Origin of the sequence: Methylocystis iwaonis, assembly GCF_027925385.1 — a bacterium.
In the GTDB taxonomy this organism is placed as follows: Bacteria; Pseudomonadota; Alphaproteobacteria; order Rhizobiales; family Beijerinckiaceae; genus Methylocystis; species Methylocystis iwaonis.
The window spans coordinates 266,610-286,725 of sequence record NZ_AP027143.1 but is presented as its reverse complement, the minus strand read 5'-3'; the positions used below and the strand labels follow the sequence as shown (position 1 = coordinate 286,725).

General features: G+C 60.3%; 14 protein-coding genes and 1 riboswitch. Of the genes, 6 read left to right on the top strand and 8 right to left on the bottom strand.

Features of this window, described 5'->3' with window-relative positions; translation table 11 throughout:
- Positions 1 to 18: 18 nt before the first annotated feature.
- Positions 19 to 1,893 (bottom strand): methanol/ethanol family PQQ-dependent dehydrogenase, encoded by a 1,875-nt coding sequence (locus QMG84_RS19065; protein WP_281932238.1) that lies wholly within the window; start codon positions 1,891 to 1,893, stop codon positions 19 to 21.
- A gap of 343 nt (positions 1,894 to 2,236) precedes the next feature.
- Here QMG84_RS19065 and QMG84_RS19060 point away from each other — a divergent pair, with 343 nt between their 5' ends.
- The gene (locus tag QMG84_RS19060; protein WP_281932237.1) at positions 2,237 to 3,046 is read left to right on the top strand and encodes a trypsin-like serine peptidase; all 810 of its coding nucleotides are present in this window, start codon (positions 2,237 to 2,239) and stop codon (positions 3,044 to 3,046) included.
- On the opposite strand, the gene QMG84_RS19055 is transcribed toward QMG84_RS19060, so the two are convergent.
- On the bottom strand, positions 3,047 to 3,985 hold the full coding sequence (locus QMG84_RS19055) for a cytochrome c (RefSeq protein ID WP_281932236.1): 939 nt from the start codon (positions 3,983 to 3,985) through the stop codon (positions 3,047 to 3,049).
- Between the two features lie 264 nt (positions 3,986 to 4,249).
- Here QMG84_RS19055 and QMG84_RS19050 point away from each other — a divergent pair, with 264 nt between their 5' ends.
- Positions 4,250 to 4,678, top strand: a complete 429-nt coding sequence (locus QMG84_RS19050; RefSeq protein ID WP_281932235.1) for a DUF3617 domain-containing protein — start codon at positions 4,250 to 4,252, stop codon at positions 4,676 to 4,678.
- Between the two features lie 204 nt (positions 4,679 to 4,882).
- Here the strand turns inward: QMG84_RS19050 and QMG84_RS19045 are convergent, their stop codons facing one another.
- The 5 genes from QMG84_RS19045 to QMG84_RS19025 all read right to left on the bottom strand — a co-directional run bounded on the left by QMG84_RS19045 (position 4,883) and on the right by QMG84_RS19025 (position 11,274).
- The gene (locus QMG84_RS19045) at positions 4,883 to 6,337 is read right to left on the bottom strand and encodes a TolC family outer membrane protein (RefSeq protein WP_281932234.1); all 1,455 of its coding nucleotides are present in this window, start codon (positions 6,335 to 6,337) and stop codon (positions 4,883 to 4,885) included.
- Between the two features lie 114 nt (positions 6,338 to 6,451).
- Positions 6,452 to 7,204 carry a hypothetical protein gene (locus tag QMG84_RS19040; protein ID WP_281932233.1) on the bottom strand — a complete coding sequence of 251 codons (753 nt, stop codon included), beginning with the start codon at positions 7,202 to 7,204 and terminating at the stop codon, positions 6,452 to 6,454.
- 208 nt (positions 7,205 to 7,412) lie between these two features.
- On the bottom strand, positions 7,413 to 8,594 hold the full coding sequence (locus QMG84_RS19035) for an HlyD family secretion protein (RefSeq protein WP_202073204.1): 1,182 nt from the start codon (positions 8,592 to 8,594) through the stop codon (positions 7,413 to 7,415).
- A 23-nt stretch (positions 8,595 to 8,617) separates the two neighbouring features.
- Positions 8,618 to 9,895: a glycosyltransferase family 2 protein gene (locus tag QMG84_RS19030; RefSeq protein WP_281932232.1), complete on the bottom strand. Its 1,278-nt coding sequence runs from the start codon at positions 9,893 to 9,895 to the stop codon at positions 8,618 to 8,620.
- Entirely contained in the window at positions 9,892 to 11,274 is a 1,383-nt protein-coding gene (locus tag QMG84_RS19025) for a TackOD1 domain-containing metal-binding protein (RefSeq protein ID WP_281932231.1), read from the bottom strand. Before QMG84_RS19025 ends, QMG84_RS19030 begins: the two co-directional genes overlap by 4 nt.
- 435 nt (positions 11,275 to 11,709) lie before the next feature.
- Positions 11,710 to 11,772: riboswitch (Fluoride riboswitch) on the top strand.
- A 91-nt stretch (positions 11,773 to 11,863) separates the two neighbouring features.
- On the opposite strand from QMG84_RS19025, the gene QMG84_RS19020 reads away from it, so the two are divergent.
- From QMG84_RS19020 to QMG84_RS19005, 4 genes are all read left to right on the top strand, one after another.
- Positions 11,864 to 13,453, top strand: coding sequence for an MFS transporter (locus tag QMG84_RS19020; protein WP_281932230.1), 1,590 nt, complete (start codon positions 11,864 to 11,866; stop codon positions 13,451 to 13,453).
- Between the two features lie 94 nt (positions 13,454 to 13,547).
- On the top strand, positions 13,548 to 15,038 hold the full coding sequence (locus QMG84_RS19015) for an efflux transporter outer membrane subunit (protein ID WP_281932229.1): 1,491 nt from the start codon (positions 13,548 to 13,550) through the stop codon (positions 15,036 to 15,038).
- 2 nt (positions 15,039 to 15,040) lie between these two features.
- On the top strand, positions 15,041 to 16,270 hold the full coding sequence (locus QMG84_RS19010) for an HlyD family secretion protein (RefSeq protein WP_281932228.1): 1,230 nt from the start codon (positions 15,041 to 15,043) through the stop codon (positions 16,268 to 16,270).
- A gap of 174 nt (positions 16,271 to 16,444) precedes the next feature.
- Positions 16,445 to 17,671, top strand: a complete 1,227-nt coding sequence (locus QMG84_RS19005; RefSeq protein ID WP_281932227.1) for a cation:proton antiporter — start codon at positions 16,445 to 16,447, stop codon at positions 17,669 to 17,671.
- Between the two features lie 137 nt (positions 17,672 to 17,808).
- On the opposite strand, the gene QMG84_RS19000 is transcribed toward QMG84_RS19005, so the two are convergent.
- The gene (locus QMG84_RS19000) at positions 17,809 to 19,587 is read right to left on the bottom strand and encodes a carbohydrate porin (RefSeq protein ID WP_281932226.1); all 1,779 of its coding nucleotides are present in this window, start codon (positions 19,585 to 19,587) and stop codon (positions 17,809 to 17,811) included.
- Positions 19,588 to 20,116 lie beyond the last annotated feature (529 nt).

The window sequence follows — 20,116 nt, the reverse complement described above, 5'->3', positions numbered from 1 at the left end:
TGCAAAGCAGAGAGGAGATTAGTTGGCCTTGTATTCGCCGAGGTTCAGATCGTCGTAGGGACCCTTGCCGTCGAGCGCGAAGACCATCACGCCGCCGCCCATCTGCGTATAATTGGCGAGCTGCTTGAAGGCGCCGACCGCGCCAAGACCGGCCGTCGGATCCTGAAGGTCGAACACGAGACCAACGCCCGGCCAACCACCCACGCCGTACAGGATGGCGACATATTCGACGCCCTTGTGCTGATAGACGATCGGATGGCCGATGACGCCGGACGGAAGCTTGAACTTCCAGAGCAGGTCGCCGGTGTCGCTGTTGCGAGCCTTGATGAAGCCGTCGAGCGTTCCGTAGAAGACGACATTGCCAGCGGTCGCGGCGGTGCCGCCCCAAACCGCGAAGCGCTCCATCTTCTCCCATTTGAACTGGCCGGTGATGGCGTTGTAGGCCTTGATCTGACCCAGGCCCTCGCCCTTCTGGCGGTCGCCCTTCGGACCCGGAAACATGTTCAGCGTCGCGCCGACGAAGAACTGACCGGCGCGGTACGGAAGCATGAAGGGCTCCCAGTCCATGCAGATATGGTTCACGCCGAGGAAGAACAGCTCCTTGGTCGGGTCGTAGGAGTCGAGCCCCTGATTGTGATAACCCATCGCCGAGGGGCAAACATCCTTGGCGAGATGATCCATGCGGGTGCCATATTCGGGGTCGCGAACCGGCAGGCCGCTCTTCAGATCGACCTTTTTGAAGACATTGACCGTGTCGTCGATTTTGTCCGCCGAGACCAAGGTGCCGTCCGTGCGGTCGAGCGTGTAGACGATGCCGTTGCGGTCCGGATGGGTCAGCAGCTTGCGAAGCTTGCCTTCCTTATCCTTCTGCTCGCTGAGCATCATGAAGTTGATGCCCGCGTAATCCCATTCATCGTGCGGCGTCTTTTGATAGCCGAATTTCGCCGCGCCGGTTTCGAGATCGCGTCCCCAAATGGTCATCGTCCACTTGTTGTCGCCGGGACGCATCGTCTCGTTCCACGGCGCCGGGTTGCCGCTGCCGTAGTAGACCAGATTCGTGCCCGGATCATAAGCGAACCAGCCCCAATTCGTGCCGCCGCCGATCTTCCAGGCGTCGCCTTCCCAGGTCGAGGTGCCAAGGCCCTTTTGGCCATAATGCGGATTCGCCTTGTTGAAGTCGTCGCCGATCAACACGTCAGAATCGGGACCGGTGGCGTAAGCGCGCCACTTCTGCTCGCCGGTACGAACGTCATAGGCGGTCATATAACCACGCACGCCGAGCTCGGCGCCGGAGCTGCCGACAAGGACCACATCCTTGTAGACATGCGGCGCAACGGTCAGGGTCGAGCCGACTTTGAAATCGGAGTTTTCGATCTTCCAATATTCCTGGCCGGTAACGGCGTTCAGCGCGACGACATTGCCGTCGAGAAGCGTCTTGATGATCAACGACGGCGCCTTGCCATCGCCAGGCCAATAGGCAAGGCCGCGGTTGACGATGTCGCAGCAGGCGACGGCGCGCGCGGCGGCGTTCTGCTTGGGCTTGTGCTGCCAGAGAATGCGCGTCGGATCGCTCAGATCAAGCGCAAATGTATTATTGGGGAACGACGTATGCACATACATCTTGCCGTCGACGACGATCGGAGCGCCCTCGTGGCCGCTCAGCAAACCGGTCGAAAAGGACCAGGAAACCTTGAGGTTCTTGACGTTATCAGCGTTGATCTGCGTGAGCGTGCTGTAGTGGTTCGCGCTGTAGTTCTTGCCCTGCATCGCCCAGTTGTCTTCGCTCTTCGCAAGCGCTTCGAGCCGATCTTCGGCCTGGGCGACCGACGCCATAGTGACGGGCGCCGCGATCAGGACCGACAGCAGGGAAACGGAATTTAAGAATTTCCTCATAGACGAGTCCTCCTGCGACGTCCTGCAAGACCGTTGGCGGCTTCTTGAAAGGATGACGTCGCCTCGTGAAGACGCTCCAGCATTTCTCCAGAGTCGTCATGTTCGTTGAAGGTCGCTTCCTTGGAAGCGCTTGCCGCGCTTTATGGGAGAGACGATCCGCGAGCATATAAATTTAAGCGTCGCAGCGTGTCTCTACGATTTATCGGTAATGTGCCTCGGGAAAGATCGGCATATCGCCTCCCGGTATTTCCTACGCGCTGGCGCTAACGCGTCGTCATCTTGACGCGGGTCGACATGCGGTATCTTCTCCCGCCGAACTGCATGGCTATAAGAAGCATGACGCATGTCTGATCGTATGGTTTTTGGCCTTTTCGGCGCCTATCTGCTGACGCTCGGCGCCGCCGGTTTCGAGGGCCCGAAGGCGCCGATCGTCGACATCGCGCTGTATCCGCAGGACGGGCGCCGCCTGATGACCGACGCCGACTTGGCGCGCTTTCCTGGGGCTGGCGTGCTGATGTGCTATTCTGATTTTGGCGCGCTGGAGCGCGGCGCGGCGGCATGGCTGATCGGCGCGCATGATCTCGTCGTGGTAAACGCGCATAATTTTGTCGACAGCAAGCTGGTTCCGACGCACCCCGTGACGAACTGCTTTTTTCGTATCGCGGGCGGCGATTATTACTTCGACGGCGACAACGTGCGGTTCGGTGCGGCGGTGGAGTCCAAAGGCCTGCACATCACCGACGACTGGGCGCTCCTACGGCTGTTGCAACCGACGCCTGACAATGTGAAGCCGCAGCCCATCCCGGATGCGAGCAACATAATAACCGGACCGGGGATGAAGGTGACGATGGTGGCGCCCGCCGGACATTCCAATACGCGCCTCCCCGCCACGATCGAATTATGCGAGATCCATCGCATCGACGAACCGAGCGAGGGCCATGTACGGCGTGCGCGGCATGATTGTAATGACGGCTACGGCGGCTCCGGGTCGGGACTATTCTCGGAAGACGGTCGGCTGATCGCCATGCACAGCGCCTCGCTGGACATGAACCTTCAGAGGCCCTTCGACATCGAGACGCATTATGGCTCCGCCATGCTTTTCGAGGGCGACCTCGCGAAAGCCATTCGAGCAGCCGTCGAGACCCCGCGCTGATTATTCTTTCGGGGGGATGGTTCGTAGATAGGCGACAAGCGCGTCTAGATCCTCTGTCGACATCTTTGCGAAATGCGCCTTGGCGAGCGTCGACATGGGCGGCTTGAGCGGATCGCCGTTACGCGAGACGCCTTGCGTGATGGCGCGCGCGATCTCCTCGCTCGACCAGGCGCCGAGACCTTTCTCCTGATGCGCGCTGATGTTCGATGCGACAGCGACTCCGCCGGGAGTGCGGAAGATTTTTCCGCCCGCGCCAAGCCGGCTTACGTGATCGGGCGCATCGTCTTTTTCGCCACTGTGGCAGGACAGGCAGCGGGCGATCGAGGCGACATAGAGCCCGCGCTTGATTTTGTTGGAAAGCGCCGCGTCATCGAAAGGGGCCTCGGCGCCGGGTAGCGGATGCGGCGCCCATTCGCCATGTCGCTGTGGCGGTTGCGCAGGTTGGGTTCGAACGGGAGCTGCGGCGCGAAGAAAGGAGATGATCGCGTCGAGATCGTCTTTGGTCAACGCACGGTAGGAGTCGGAAGGCATCACAGGCGCGAGCTGCCCGTCCCGGCCGACGCCGGCGACAATGGCGGCGCCCAGCGCCTCGTCGCTCCAGCCGCCCACGCCCGTCTCTTTGTCGGGTGAGATATTCGAACCACGTACGGCATAGCCATTGCCGGAGAACGTCTGAGACCCGCCGGAGAAGCGCGCGGCGTAATCATAGCCCCCCGAGCCGCGCGGCGTGTGGCAATTATCGCAGGCGCCGAGGGCCTCCACCAGATATTGCCCGCGCGCTCTGTCGGCTGCGGCGGAGTCGCGGATGCTCAGGGCGGCAGCCCCCATGCAGAAGGCAGCAAGGAGAAATACGCGACTGATCATACGAACGACCCGAAACGCCGCGGTTGAATCGACATCGACGTTCCTACAACAGCGCCATTGTGACGTCTTCTTCATTATTTCCCGGCGACTCCAGGAAGAATCGGCGCTTCGCCGCAGCCCCCCGCCTCGCCCGGCAGATTGACGTCGAAGCAGCCTGCGTTATGGGAAATTGCTATGGTCGTAACATTATGACGACGAGAAGCATCGACGGCGGAACGACTCTCGAGCGGGATGCTTTCACCGAAGCAAGGGAAAAATCGGAAGGCGCCTTTACGGCGACGACTAGAAATGATTATGGCCGCACATCGGACCCTGAACGCTCAACGCTCTGCGGGAACAATGTTGAAAAGCCCCCTGCTTTCTCCCAGCCTGTTCGCCTTGGTCATGAGCCTCTCCGGTTCGGTGGGAGAGGCGCCGCCGACGGGCGCGGCGCAAACCGAGCTGCCAACAAGAGCTCCGGGTTTGTGGCGGATCACAACGGTTTCTCCCGAGATCGGGATGCAGACCAATGACGTCTGCATTGCCGAGGGCGACAGCGTCATCGGCCCTCGCGCGAGCGGCTGTGCGCGACCATCCGTCTCGCATGCAGGCGACCAAGTGATCGTCACGGTCGAATGTGTCGCGGGCGGCAGGCGCGAGGTTGAGAGCTTTCTGTTCACCGGCGATTTCAAATCCTGGTATCGCGCCCAATCCAAAATGAGCTCGGGAGCGATACGCTCCGGCTTCACGATCGACGCGAAATTGCTGCGAACGAACTGCCAACCTTGACGCCTGCGGCGTGTTCCGCCGCGCCCGGCGTCGAGCGTCACTCCGGGTAAGCGCTGCCTTCCCGGACGAATTACATCCAGCCCGTCTCCGGAATTCAGTCTCGCGCCCGACCTGAAGTCGCAGCTCGAGGTCGTTATCAACGGACGTCCTGCCAATCTGCTGATACTATGTGAGTTGCGTCGAAAGGTTACGAAAGATCATGCCCTACTCTGCTTGCTTGACGGCTGGCGGGTTCCACGCTTCCAGCCCAAACCATTGATCCTTGACTTGCTCGTAATGCGTCGTCGCGTCATAGACGGGAACGTCGAGCGCCAGCTTTTCCGCTGAAAGCTGCCCCATCGACGCCAGAAGGCCGAACCCGGAGAGAATGCGGTTGCGCTGAGCGTCCACCAGAGCAATCCTCGCGCTCAACAGCGTCAGTTGGGCGTTCAAAATATCCCATGTGGTTCGCAGGCTGATTTTGGCTTCCTGCCGAATGCCGGCAAGAGCGGACTCGGCGCTTCTGACTTGCTCCCTTGCCGAGGCCGCGAGCTTGCTCGATTCGTTCCAGGCGGCCCAGGCGGCCTCGACCGACTGCTTAATTTCGTTGACTTGCTGGTGGTAAAGAAACTTTGCTTCTCCAAGCCTCTCCTTGGCCTGCCGAGCCCGGGCATAGACAATGCCGCCTTCATAAACGGGTACATTCACTTGAACCCCGACCATACCTTGAAAAAGCCGCTCGTTCGGCGCGCCGACATATCCAACGTAATTGAAGTTCTGATTTACCGAACCGACAAGGTTCACTGTCGGCGCCAGCTCTCCTTCCGCAATTTTCACAGCAAGCTCGATGATGTCGACGTTGTATCGAGCCGCGAGCGCGGCCGGATGGTCGGTAAGGGCGAGCTGAACGGCGGCGCCAACATTCTGTGGCAGCATCCGATCCGGCGACCCGACAGCCGTCAACCTGTTCGGCGATCGTCCGATCAACTGGCTGTAGGCGGAAATGCTAGACTGAAGATTCACCGTCGACGTCGAGCGATCCAACTTCCCGCGAGCCAGATAGGATTCCGCCTGGAAGATATCCGTCTTGGTGACTTCCCCGCCGAGAAACCGTCCTTTGGTCGTCACGACCTGATTGGCGACGGCGCGGACAAAATTATTCCGAAGCTTGTAGACCGCGGCGTCGTGCAAAACATTCAGATAAGCCGCTGCGGCGTTTGCCAGAACGATATTCTCGGCATTGCGCAAAATCTGGCGAGACTGGAATATCTGAGCCTTCGCTTGGTCGATTCCGTTAAGCCCTCGAAAGCCGTTGAAGACATTCAGATTGACCAGCAAGCCTGCGCCGGCCGGCTGAGTCAATGTGTAGGACTTGAACGCGCTCGTCAGCAGGTTCTGCTGGAGGACGGCATAATTGCCGAGAAGATTCACCGTGGGAAGAAGGGTTCCGCGCGCCATCGGCAGGTTCTCGTCAACGCTGCGTGTGCTGGCCCGCTGTGCGTTCAGTTGCGGATTCGTGAGATAGGCTTCGGACAATGCGTCTGTCAGCGTTTCGGCGTGCGCGTGCGGCGCAAGCACGGGCCACGAGCAGGCAGCTAAGATGAAGAGCAGCGTGTGCCCCCCGATTGAAGGAACTCTCCTTGCCGGTTTCCCGAAGGGAAATTCTCTCGCCTGTCCCATCACAGTTTTCCCCTAACGATCCTTCGAGCTCCCCGAGAGAGGAGTGCGTTCAGCATGAGCGGGAAAAGACATTTGCAACGATCGACTCGCAGAAACCTCCATTATCGTTCGTTTTCAGCCGTCGACTTCTCCATACATTTGCGCGAGTGAATCGTAGTCGTGCAACGCCAGGCCCTCGTAACGGGGGGACCGGAATCGATCCGTGATCAGATTGTCGAAATCGACCATAGCGGAAGAAAAACGAGCTGGCGGCGTTCCGCGCCAAGTGACGCCGGGCTCGGCGTCACCGACCTCCGCCCCCATCCTCCAACGCCGGCCAGCCCCCTCGATCTGTGCGATTGCTGGAGCGGCCCACTCGAGCGCGCGTTTGGGATCGGATCGATAGGACATGATCGACAGCGAGTCAGCCCGTCTTGCAAGCTCGCGCATGAAGTTGGAGCCGCCTGTCGTAAGCGTCGCAAAAACCGGATTAACGGCGATGTCGATCTTTTGATAAGGCGCGGCGGCTCGCAAAAGGTCATAAAACTTCACCGAACCCTTCATAAGAGCGGGTCGCGTCGGTTTGTCGTTCCAATCCGGCACTGCATTGGGCTCGACATCGAAATGGAGCCCGTCGAACAATCCCGTTTCCACCGCCAACCTGACAAGTAAGGCGGCATGCTCCGGCAGTTGCGCTGGTCCCCACGCCCAGTCGGGCTCGCCGGCCACTGCATAAACGCGCCGTCCGTTTGAACGCATTGCGCGCAGCGTCGCGCAAGCGTCTCTGTCTCTGGTGAGAAGCGCCTCGGCGGCCGTCGGGGTGACGTAAACGAATAGTGTCGATATCCCGCGCCTCTCTGCGAAAGCCAGCATAGCGCCGGGGGACAAAACGCGATCCTTCCACACCCACATCGCCATGCGGGGCGGCGCGTTTCGCGCTTTCGCGAAAGCGCTCGCCAAAGGCGTTACTGCGCAGGCCGACAAGAATGAGCGGCGAGACGTCATAGCTGCTCTGATCATGTGAAGCGGCGCCTTTCGAGAAATGAGCGGCCGAGCAAGCGGCGGCGCGCGACTTTGCAAAAGGCGGTGGCATTGCTCACTTGCGCTGCGCCTTTTCTCGAGGCTCGAGCGGCGTCTCGCGCGCGGCCAAGCGAATCCCTAACATTCCATATTCAGGCGCTGGATTCCTATCGCGAGCAAAAGCGGCGATCAGCCATTTGGAGCTGGACACAACGGCGCTCACAATTGCCTCGGGCGCCGATGTAATAACATTCGAAGGCGCAAGCGGCGTCGTCACTCTGATTTTCGCCAAAAGCGGAAAGGCGCCGCCGTCTTCGATCGAAATTCGCGCGAGTTGCTGACGCTCTATCGTGCGGAAAGCCGATTGAAACTCGGCTGGCAATTGGTCGGTGATGTTCCCAACGGCCTCGATGCGCCCGACCTGGCGCTTGAAGCCATCCGTGATGACAACGGTTTGGCCCGGATCGGCTGCATAGATGCGGTTTGTCGGGAGATAGGCCAGAATGAACTGCTTTCCGTGGTAAATCTCCGCAATCTTGCCCGCTGCCCCCGGCGAGAGCACGGTCCCAGGGGTCGCGACATGCGCGCCGAGCGTTCCCGCGACCGGACTGATAATTGCGCCATCGCGGTAAGAACGCTGCGCCGCGTCAACGGCTTCCTGAAGACGGACGAGATTGCTGAGAACCGAAGCGCGCTCGCTCGTCAGGCCCGCCTGCTCCGCCCGCAACGACGCGACTTCGCGTTCGGCCTCGAAACGATCTCTCGTTGCTTCCAGCAGACGCGTCGTCGTGCTGTAGCCGCGCGCCATCGCTTGGTCCACGACGGCATAGGCGGCGCCGGAATGTTTTATGCGCTGCTGCGCTACTGGAAGCATAGCGTCGATCGCCGATAGCCGCGCGTCGATCTGGGCCTTGCGGACGTCGAATTGACCTTTGCGCGAGGTGAGATCGGAAATCAGATCGATCATCTGTGTCGACAGGACTTTGCCGATCTGATCGCCCGCCGCGACTTTGTCGCCTGGTCGAACCGAAATCGTCAGCAGTTGCGCGCTGAAGGAAGGCGACACGACTTCCTCGTCCTCGAGGACCATGCCGTTGGCCTCCATGAAGATCATCGGGCCGAAAACGAGAAACAAAACCCAGCATCCCGCGCCAACGAGCGCGGCCAGATAAATCTTGCGTGCAAGAGACTGGGCGGCGCGGGCTTGATTCTTCAGGTTGTCGGGCCGCGAAAGCGGACGCAATGAATGGAGCGTCATGGATCCCTGTCTCCTTTTTCGTCTTAGCGCCAGATCATGAGATCGCGTGACTTTTGCGGGACGTAGTTGTCACGGAGCGAAGATGAAAAAATGATCTCCGTGACGTAGGCATATAACCGGTTCATGCGCATGACGTAGGACTGGAACAAGCCAAACAACGGAACGAATGGCGCCAATCGCCAGAAAATGGGTTTGCCCGTGATGAGCACAGCCGCAAAAAACGTCACGACATCGAAGGTAAACAGCAGCATCGCGACCGCGATCAGTAAAAGAACTCCGAACTGACCGTAATTGACCAGGAGCCAGACGACATAAAATGGAGAGGCAAGCGTCGGCAGCATGTTGAAGATGATGAAATCCCACTGATGGAACGCTTCACGCCAGTTGAAGGCGGAGCTGAACGGGTTCATAAGCCGGGGATATTTGCGGTAGCGAACCCAGATGGCGTCACGCTCCCAGCGATTGCGCTGGCGCCAGAGATTGTAAAAGGAGTCGGGGACGTCCGTGTAGCAAACCGAATGTCTGGTGAAGACAACTCTGTAACCGCAGGAACGGAGGCGGAGCGTAAAATCCAAATCTTCGCCGCCGCCCACGTCCATGCCGCTGACACGCTCCCACGCGTCGCGCCGAAATGCGCCAAAAGCGCCAGAGACGCAGACAACTTGGTCGAGAACGTCCGAAAAGGCCTTCCCCAGCGAAATCGAAAGCAAATATTCGATTGCCTGCAGCGATGTGATGATCGACGCCTGCCAGTTGCGCACTAAAATGTTCCCGCTCGACCCTGCGATTTCTGGATCGCTAGCAAATGGTCGCAGCAGCTCCTCGATCGCATCCGGCTCGAAGGAGCAATCGCAGTCGATGACGACAAAGATGTCGCCCTTTGCGATTCGCGCCGCGAGATTGAGCGCGGCAGCTTTACCGCCGCGTAATTCCAGTCGGGCGACTGAGCTCACGAGATTTTCGCGCCTGGCTCGGGTCATGATCTCGTAGGTCCGGTCGTTTGAACCGTCATCGACACAGACGATCTCGAAGTTTTTGAAGGTTTGAGCGTGAAGCGAGCGGATGCACTTTTCGATCGACGCTTCTTCATTGTGCCCGGCGAGAAGAATCGAGACGGCAGGAAGGGGCCCTATCGGACCGGTGTGGCGGCGCTCGCCAAACAGCAATGCGGCGGCGGTGGCTTGCACGCCAAGGAAATAGCGAGGCGCTTCCGCAAGAATTGTGAGCCAAAGAAGCGCGAAGTAAGCCGATCCCGGCAGCGCTAGGAGAAAGTGCCAGGCGGAAATGACAGCGTCGATCATCGTGGCGCCTGCGCATTGGAGTTGGCGGCGGCGAGCGCCAGAAACTCAGTGCATGTCAGGACGGCATATTCGACCGACGGAGCGAGCGAGAGATGCCGCTCGAGGCGCGAGCTAATCTCGGGAAGAGCCCGTTCAACGTCCCGCTTCGCATCGCTCTCGATCATCACGAGGAACACAGGAAGCTCCTCGACGATCTCCGTGTCTTGCACGAAACACTCTCGAAGCAAGGAGCGGAAGAACGACCATGTTTGCTGCCAATTACGGCCCGCGGGCGGCGTTCCGGGCGGCTCATGGAGCCGCACTTTCAAAATACAGCCGACGGCGCCTCGCGAGGATAAACGGTCGGCGAAAGCGCGCACCGCGCCAATCATTCCCTGGTCGGGCGAAGAAGGCGGCAGTTTCGGCGCGGGCGAAATGACGAGGGCTCTCGCGGCGTCGGTGAGACTGTATCGATAAAAATCCTGCCTGCTCATATCGCCGGCTGCGATCGAGGCGCCGCAATTCAGGCAGAGTAACTCGATCCGAATGTCGCCCGACGAATGGCCGCATGCGTGACAGATGTACAGAGAGCCTGGACGGTCGTAGTCGAGACTAAAAAAGGTTAGGGCCTGACGACATTTGGGGCAAATAAGCCCGCCGGTTTCTTGTCGGAAATCTGACTCTGGACCCTGATACGCGCAGCTCAGATGATGCAGAACAGCCTGTTCAGTGACGTGCGGACTGCCACAGGAAGCGCAGAGTTCTCGAACGACGAGCCGGGCGGAACACGCACAATGGGGACAAGCCGCCACGGCGTCAAAAAACCGTCGCTCCAGCAGGCCATTCCCAACAAGGTCTTCCGCGGTAGTCACCGCTCCATCGACAGCGGCCTCGTCACGATAAACAAAAGCGTCTTTCGCAGCAGGATCGATCGAAGGAAGCAAATCGCTGTCTCGCACAAACAACCGCGCAAGAAGCAGAAGGCGTGGATCCGCCGCCTGAAAAATTGCAGGAGAAAGCTGCCTAATTCTCGCAATCATCGGAGACAGTGTGATCAGCGCCTCCGAGAGGGCGCGCGGAGAAGCCATGCCGATGCTGAGATCGCTACGGCGCTTGACGCGATTGTCTGCCGAGATTCCGGTGGCATCCACGACAGGCACGATCGCGGCTGCGGCTGGAGATAAGGCCGATGCAAGGAGAGAAATCGAAGCGGCGTCGTTGATGATTACAAAATCGGGGGCCTCATCGCGCCCGCAGGCGGCAATGCTGTGCGGCAGGTGACTTTCGTCGAGCGGAAACGGCAAGCTTAGAGCGCGCCATTGTGAGCCCGACGCCAAGCGCGTCTCGTTCGATCTCTCGGCACGCGCATCGAAAGAGGCTTTTCGCAAGGTCACTGACATCGCTCTCTACTCGATCATGCAAGCATTTTTGCGTCCGCCGCCAATGGAATGGAGTTCTCCACTTGGCTGAGAAAGCGCACCTTCTTAACCGGGGAGTATTTCCGACGTAAGCATACAGATTGGTCGATAAACGAAAGGCGATGCTACGTAATTGCCGTGCAGATGGGAGAAGGTTGCACACGTCGTGACTACCCCCGATGCGCTGCGGCGCCGGGACGCCATATGAAGGTGCGTGAAGGGTAGCGAGGCGCTTGCTTATCCCTCTGCGGCGGCGAGTGCTTGGCGCTTCGGCCGAGCGAGGCGCCATAAAGACTGTGCTCGAGAAGGACGGGGCCAGCGCCGCTCCCTCGGGGAGACGTAATCGCAAGCGCCCCTGCCCGCCCTCGCGGCGCGGAAAGCCAAGCGGTTGACAGGGATACGTCCCTTCGGCTTATAAATGGCGTAGGCGATGGAGTTCGCCTTATAACCGCCCTTGGGGCTGATGACTCCTGCTTGCGCACGCACGCTAGGAGTCCGCTTTGAAAAAGCCGTTGTTTTCTCTGCGCTTACAGCCGAGCCCGCGTCGGCCTAGCTTCGCAAGGGCGGCAATATGACCGCCTTCGACGACGATGATCGGCTGACGGGTTGGCGATTCCTCCTTTTTAATGCTGCGCTGGCCGTGGGCAACGTCATCGCTCTCTCCAACGTGCCCGGATATACGGTGCTGGCCCCCTATGCGGCTGGCAGCCTCCAGGGCGTCACGCCCAGTTTCGGCACCTGGGCGACGACGGACCACATGATGGGCATCGTGCTCGGCCTGCCTTTCGCCCGCTGGCTGTCGGCGCGCTATGGCGACTACCGGGTCTATGTCGCCGCTTTCGTCGCCTATGCGGTTTTTTCCCTCGCATGCGCTTTGAGCGAAACCATCTGGTTCTTCGTGCCGGCGCGCTTCCTGCTCGGACTTGCCGGCGGCATATTGCTGCCGATCGGCCAGGGGCTCGTCCTGAATGAACTCCCCGAAAAATACCGCCCCTATGGGGTCGCCTGGTGGGGCGTGCTCAGTATGGCGCCTTTCACCCTGGGCGTTTTCATGGGCGGATTCTGGGCCGAATATTTCAACTGGCGCGTGCTTTTCTATTCGAACATTTTCCTCGGCTTGCCGATCGCCGGGGTTGTCGGCGCTCTGCTCTATGGCCGTCCATTCGCCCGGCGGATCACGCGTTTCGACACCATAGGGGTGTTGTTGATCTCCGTTACTCTGGTCGGGTTCCAAACAGTGCTCAACCAAGGCAATGACTTCGATTGGCTTGGATCATCCTTCCTCACGATCGTCATGGTCGTGGTCGCCATCTCCCTCCCGATCTTTATCATCTGGGAGCTCGGCGAACGCCGCCCGGTCCTGGACCTACGGCTCTTTGGTCATCGCAACTATGCGGTCGCGACTTTTTGCTCGGTCTTCGGCTTTCTCTTTATCCAAGGCATGCTGTCGGTCTTTATCGGGCAGCTTCAGTTGCTGCTGGGGTACACCTCCTCGGGCGCGGGGACGGTATACCTTACGATGGCGCTGCTGGCTGTGCCTCTCGTCTCAGTGGTGCACCTTCTCGTAAGGCACGTTGATTTGCGCCTTTTTGCGAGCCTGAACTTCCTTGGCTTCTCGGTGACCATGACGTGGCTGGGCCTGTTCGATAAGCCTGCTTCCTTCGATCAGGTCACAGTGCCGATGATTTTCTTCGGCTTCTTCCTCGCGACGTTCTTCGCGCCGCCCGCCGCCATTGCAGTCCAAGGCCTTGGGGGCTCTCAACTCATCCGCGCCGCCGAAGAGCTTGCGATGCTGCGGACAGCGGCCGGCGCTTTTGGCATCACCCTGCAAGGCGTCGTGCAATTCCGGCGAACGCCTTTCCACCAACTCGACCTCGCGGATCAGCTTGGCGGCCGGCGCTTTCCGTCGCTCGATCTCCTTCCGCAGCTTCTCGATAAGCTGCAGGGGCTCGGGTTGAGCGAATCCGTGGCGCGGGCGCACGTCTCGCGTCTTATTCGCCAGCAAGCATTGCTTATGGGGCTCAACGACGCTTTCCTCACCGGCGCGCTCGCCTTTTTCGGCCTTGCAATTTTTGTCTGGTTGGCCAAACCGGCTAGGAAGCCCGCGCCGAAGCAAAGGTTGGAGCTCCTCCGCGCCAAGGAACTTATGGAAGAGCCCTAATGCCTTGCCTCAACCTAGATGGACTGACCGAATGATCCGGCGCTTGCAGAGGTCCATCCCTGTCGCGGCGGCCTTCGCGTCTCTAGGCGGCTGCATGCCCACGGCGCCGCAGCAACGGGCCGAGTTCATGGAGCCGCCGTCGATGAGCCGCACCATCGCGGCTTCCGGCGTCAAGAGCGTCAGCACGGAAAACGGCTGGCCAAGCTCGCAGTGGTGGAGAGCCTTTCGCAGCGCGGAACTCGACGCCATCATTGGAAAATCGCTGCTCGGCAATCAAGGCTTGAGAAAAGCCGCCGACACCCTGAAAGACGCCGAGGCGGCGGTCGACATCGCAGGCTCGCGTCTTACCCCCTATGTGGAGGCCGACCTCTCCTACAAGCAGTATCGCTACGCCGAGCATGGCGTCGCGGCGGGGCTCAATCCGCTGCAGGGAGGCAAACAAAAATCCGCTGCCTTCCTCAACCCGATTTCCGCCAAATGGGAGCTGGACTTCTGGGGCAAGAACCGCGCCTTGCTCGACGCCGCGATAGGCGACGCGCTGGCGCAGGCGGGCGAGCTCGAACAAACACGCTTATTGCTGACGACAAGCGTCGCCCGCGCCTATCTGCGCGGCTATATTCTGGCGGAGCAACTCAAGCTCGCCAAGGAACTGACGGGCTTGCGCCGCGAGCTGCGTCAGCTCGCCGAGACGCGTTACCAAACCGGCATCGAAATCCTCGACATCGTCCAACTGGCGCGGAGCAATGAAGAGGCGGCCGTCCGCCGCGAGGCCGCATTGACGGCGGCGATCGAGATTCAGGAGAACGCGCTCGCGCGCCTGATGGGCGAGGGGCCGGACGTTGCGCGCGGTCTATTCGCTCGGAGAAAAAGCGTTGCGCCGGCGCAGCCCGCTCTCCCGAGTAAACTCCCGATCGAATTGCTGGCCCACCGCCCCGATCTCATGGCGGCGCTACGTCGCGCGGAAGCCTGGGCCGAACGCATTCACGCCGCCAAAGCCATGTTTTTGCCCTCGATCGATCTGTCGGTCTCGGCGGGGCTGGAGGCCTCGGTCACCTCGACGCAATTCGCAAAGCTTGGCGGCTATTTGTTCAACCCGGGCGCCATGGTCTACAGCGTCACGCCCGGACTGCATCTGCCGATCTTCCAGGGCGGCAAGCTCACCGGCAATCTCGAATCCCAGCGCGCCGACTACGACCAGGCGGTCGACGCCTACAATGAGACGCTGCTCACCGCCGCGCAGCAGGTCGCCGACGCGCTCGCCACGCTGAAGCGCGCAAGGGCGGAGCACGAGTCGCAGGGGCGCTTTATCAGAGCGCGACGCGCCGAGGTCGAGCTTGCGCGCATCCGGCTAGGCGGCGGCCTGCAGGATCGGCGTGAATTCATCCAGCAACACGCCGACATGCTGGACGCCGTCTTTATCCAGCGCGGCATCGAAGGCGACCGACTCATCGCGACGGTGGATTTGTTTCAGGCTCTCGGCGGCGGCTATGACGCTGGCCCGCAAGCCCATGAGCCGAGGCCGGCGCCGGAGACCGACCCGATCACCCCGGTCGTCGATGTCGTCCAATCGCTTGGAGGAGGCTGATTTTGAACGCGGAACAGACAGACGCCCCGCTCTCCCGCAAAAGCATACGCGCGCGCCGCAATTTCTTGCTGAAGGCGGTGGCGATCGGAGTCGTCGTTGGCGTGTTGGCCGTCGCCTATCGCTATCTGACCTACGACCGGGACTGGGTGACGACCGACAATGCTTTTGTCAGCGGTAACATTCTTCCGGTGCAGGCCGACGCGACCGGCGTCGTCGCAAAGGTCCTCGCCGAAGAAACCCAACTCGTGAAGGAAGGCGACGTGCTCGTTCAGCTCGACGAGCAGCGGGCGCGCGCTGCGCTGGCCCAGGCTGAAGCAGAGCTTGGTCGCGCCGTGCGAAATGTTGGGGCGTTGTTCGCCAACCGCCGGCAGATCTGCCAGAAGGTCACGGCGCGCGCCGCCGTTCGCGAGCGAACGATCCATGATCTTGCACGCTATAAGCAGGCGGCGGCGAGCGGCGCCGCCTCCCGTCAGATTTTGCAGAATACCGAAGATACGCTCGCCGCGCAGGACGCTGATCTGCGGGAAGCCCGTGCGGAATATCAGGCGATGGAGTCGCGGCTTGGCGGTGTGACGCCAACGACACACCCCGATGTCGAGCTTGCCAAGGCGCGCTTCAACGACGCTTATATCGAGTTCCTGCGCCAGAGCATTCGAGCGCCGACGACTGGCTATGTCGCCAAGCGGCGGGTTCAAGTCGGGCAGCGTGTGCGGCCCGGCGACCAGATTCTCAACATTGTCCCCCTCGACCATCTTTGGGTCGAGGCCAATTTGTGGGAAAACCGCATGGCGCGGGTACGCCCCGGCCAGGAAGCGGTCATCAAAGTCGATCTCTACGGGTCGAGCGCGATTTTCCACGGGACCGTCGAGGGCCTCGTGCCGGGCTCCGGCAGCGTTTTCGCCACCTTGCCGCCCGATAACGCAACCGGCAACTTCATCCGCATTGTCCAGCGCGTGCCCGTCCGCATTGCGATCGATCCCGACGAACTCAAGAAGACCCCGTTGCGTCCGGGCCTTTCGACCGTCACATCGATCAACGTCGGCGCGGAGCCCGCGCCGCTCGCCGCCTCCACCGTCAAAACCTCGACGAGCGAATATACGACCGGGATATTCAATAAGGATCTTGCTGAAGCGAAGACTCGCGCGGATGAGATCGTCAAGAAGAATATCGTGCGCGACGTAAACGAAGGGGATGGCCGGTGCGTCATGGAAAGGGAGGCCAGCGCACACTGAGCTGAGCTTTCTAAATTACCAGGCAGGCTTCGGTATTGGCGCATTTGCGCGCAAGCGGTGCTTCCAATGATTTTATTTGGCGCAGCGGCAGGGACCGACCTCGGGTTTGCCGCGGCTCCGCAATCCAAGAAAACCAAGCGCTTTGCCGCGCGATAAAACACCACGGGGGACGTTATGGCAGGGATTTGGGCTCAAGTCGCATTGGTTTTCGCTTTAGCGCTTGTCGCAAGCGTCATCGCGCACCATTATCGCTTCTCGACGGCGCTTGTGGAAATTGTCGTGGGCATGGTTGCCGGCTCCGCGCTCGGCGCCCTCGGCTATTACGGCGCCTTCTCGGTCCAGGAGCCATGGGTCAAGGCGTTCGCGGGCATCGGCGCTATATTGCTGACGTTTCTTGCCGGAGCGGAACTCGACCCCGACGTCTTCAAAATGAAGTGGCGGGAGGCGGCGGCCATCGGCGCGGCGAGCTTTTTGCTGCCAGCAATAGGGTGTTGGGCGGCCGCCCATTATCTCCTTGGTTGGGAAAGCGCGCCCGCGCTTCTCGCCGGCATCGCCCTGGCGGCGACCTCCGTCGCCGTCGTTTATACGGTCATGATGGAATACGGTTTCAACCGGGTCGAATATGGCAAGACGATCCTTGCCGCTTGTTTCATCACCGACCTTGGAACCGTCATCACCCTCGGGCTCGTCTTCGCCCCCTTCACCTGGAAGACGCTGGCGTTCGTTCTTGCCCTCGGCGGCGCCTTTGTCGGCCTGCCAAAAATAACGCCGCGCGCTTATGCGATTTTTGGCGGCAAGCCGTCGGAATTCGAAGCCAAATTCTTGCTCTTTTGCCTGATGGGCCTCGGCGCGCTCGCCGTTTGGGCAGGCAGCGAAGCGGTGCTCCCCGCCTATCTGATCGGGATGGCGCTTGCGGGGAGCGTTGGGCGCGATGCCGCGTTGGTCAAGCGTCTTCGTGCGATCACCATCGGGTTATTGACGCCGTTTTATTTCGTCCGCGCCGGCTACTTCGTGTCCATCCCGACGGTGCTCATGGCGCCCTTCGGCGTCGTCGCGCTTCTTATCGTCGAGATCGGCGCCAAGATCGTCAGCGTCTACCCTGTAGCGAGAGCATTCAACGCGCCGCACAAGGACGCTATGTACACGACCTTGCTGATGGCCTCAGGACTGACTTTCGGGACGATATCGGCGCTCTTTGGCCTTTCCAACAAGATTATCGATGACGCGCAATATTCAACCCTGGTTGCCGCGATCATAGGAACCGCTTTGCTTCCAACACTCATCGCAAACAAGTTTTATTTGCCCCGCCATCTTCTACCCAAGGACGAGGCGGCCTTGCACACGCCCGCTCACCAGGCGGAGGTTGAAGAGGCCCTGGAAGACTCCGAAATACGATCCTGATCACGACCGGGAATCCAGAGCCGCAAAAACGCTGGCTTACTCTGGATTCCCGATCGCTCGCGACGCGAGCGTCGAGAGTGGCGACGAACCATTCGAGCGGATCGCGTATTACAGAACGGGCCGAAACGGCCGCACTTTTACCAATAAACCTGGGCGCGCGCTTCAAAGAGGTTCGGGTGCGCCCCATTCATATATGGTCCCTGACGGGCGGGCACGCCCGAGGTGAAGAAGGCGTAATCGTTCAAGGGCGCGGACGCATGCAGGACGTGAACCCAGTTGAACTGGAAATGAAGGCCGTTATCGGGATACCAGTTGAGCCCCAAGGTCACATTCTCCTGGCGCCCGCCTACCATACCCGCGTTGGCGATGGCTGCGGTCGCCGCAGGATTAGGCGCAATCGACGTCGTGTAAGCCAGCATATTGTAGAGGCCGGACCCAGAGAATGGCCCGCTGTTCAAATTGACCTCGCTGTAGCGCGCCGCGACGCCAATCGCGCCGAAGCCGCCTTCACTCAGCGGGTGCTTGATCTTTATCTGGGTGAAATTCGCGCCGAGTTTGTCACCGACGTTGTACGCGGCCGCGCGCTCCTCGCCGGTGAGATACCATTGGCCGTAAACATAGTAGCCGCTAAAATACTGCGAAGCGCCTCCCGGGGCGAAGGCGCCCGCCAGACGCGAGAGGAGGATATTGGTCGCGTTGCGATTGACGAACTGGCCGAAATACTCCGCCTGCAACGAAAAAGGCCCATGAGCCGCGGACAGCTCGACCCCGAATGTCTCGATGTTTTTGACGCAGTGTCCGGAAACGGCCGTCGCGCCGAACGGGAAGGCGACCGAGCCGCAGGAGAGATCCGGAGTCCCCAGCAGCCCTTGATTGAGCATATAGGCCTCCGAGCGAATTCGATTGCCGACTCTGAGCGCACGATCATCCGAAAGCCCCGTCGCATTGTTCGGTTGGTGAAAACGCCCCGATATCCCGACGTGCAGAAGATCATGCTCGGTCATGATCGGCGCATAAGTCATGCGGCCGGAGAGTTCGAAATATTGCCCCCCTCCCGTTGGGACCCAGCCCGCCTTGGCCGGAACGCCGATCACAGCGGGGGTTCCAACCGCAGGATTGGTATTGAGGTCTTCGAAGCTCGTCGTGAAGATGCCTCCCTTCGCCGACCAATTGCCGCCATATGCGCCGATCGCCGCGCCAAGATGACGACTGGGCGCGAATGTTTCGACCGGCATCGCCCGTTCGATGAAGTCACGGAATCGAGACGAGGATGTAAACTCGAGACTGAAGGGTTCGAAGTAGCTTCCCACATGGATAAACGCCGGGTCTTTTGTGAACGGCAAGCTGAGCATCGGATGTTGGAACGCGATATAGAAGTCGCGAATGCCCCCTTGGACCGGCGCGTTGAATGGCGTGCCATATTGGGAGCCGGCGAAATCGTACTGCAGCTTATAAAACCAGTATTTCGCCGCCTTTCCTTCGATTTCGAGACGCACCTGCCGCACGCCTGCCTGGCCATCCCAACCGTTGAGCGGCTGCGTCGCCCCGCCGCCGTCGAACTGCATCCGGCCGCCAATCTTGAAGCTATAAGCCTTGTCCTCGGTCTCGGCGTAGAGACCATTTCGGAAGGATACAAAGACGGGAGGCGGAGGCGGACCGGGCGGCCCTTTGACCGTTCCGGCGTTGGCGACATTGCCTGCTTGGCTCGCGGCCTGCCGAGCCTGTTCCTTCGCTTCGCGCGCCTCACGACGCAATTTGGCGATCTCCGCCTCGAGCGGCCGTAGCTTGGCGACGCGCGCTTCGAGCGCATGCAGGCGTGCTTCGATGTCGTTTGGGCTTTGTGCAGCGTTTCCACTCGTGGCTGTGAGAAAGCCACCAATCGCTACACCGACCGCGGTCTTATTCCGTAGCTTCATAATTGCGTCTCGCGTCGGACAGGTTCAGTCAGGCATGTTTTCGTAGAGATTGCGGCGTGAATGTGTCTTCACCAGACGCATTTCAGTGCGCGAAGCATTTGCCGAATAATGCAGAAACAACGGAAACAATTATACGCTTTGCTTAGACTATGAACCGCCTGCCTGGGCGCAACCGGTCCCATCGTCGCGCGAGGAGAGTCGCAAACCGCTCGAACGGGAAGAAGCGCCAGCGACCGGCGAACGGCTCATGGCGCAACAAGCGCGTGAAGACGTTTTCGGAATCGAAGCCCGCTTGCGCTCTACATTCTGCGCAGTCGGGGCCTTTATGAATATTGCGTGCTTTCGTCACGCGACATCGGCGACAAGGCGGTCGCAACCTCGGTATATTTCGATGCTCACACAGGCAACTTGCTTTCATTGAATCTGCCTACCGGTCTACGTGCCGGCGGGAAGAGCCAGTTGCTCGAAGGCCGGCGGGCGTCTTTGGTCAGGACAAAGCGGAGCGCCGCCCAACGCGCCAAAGCGCGTG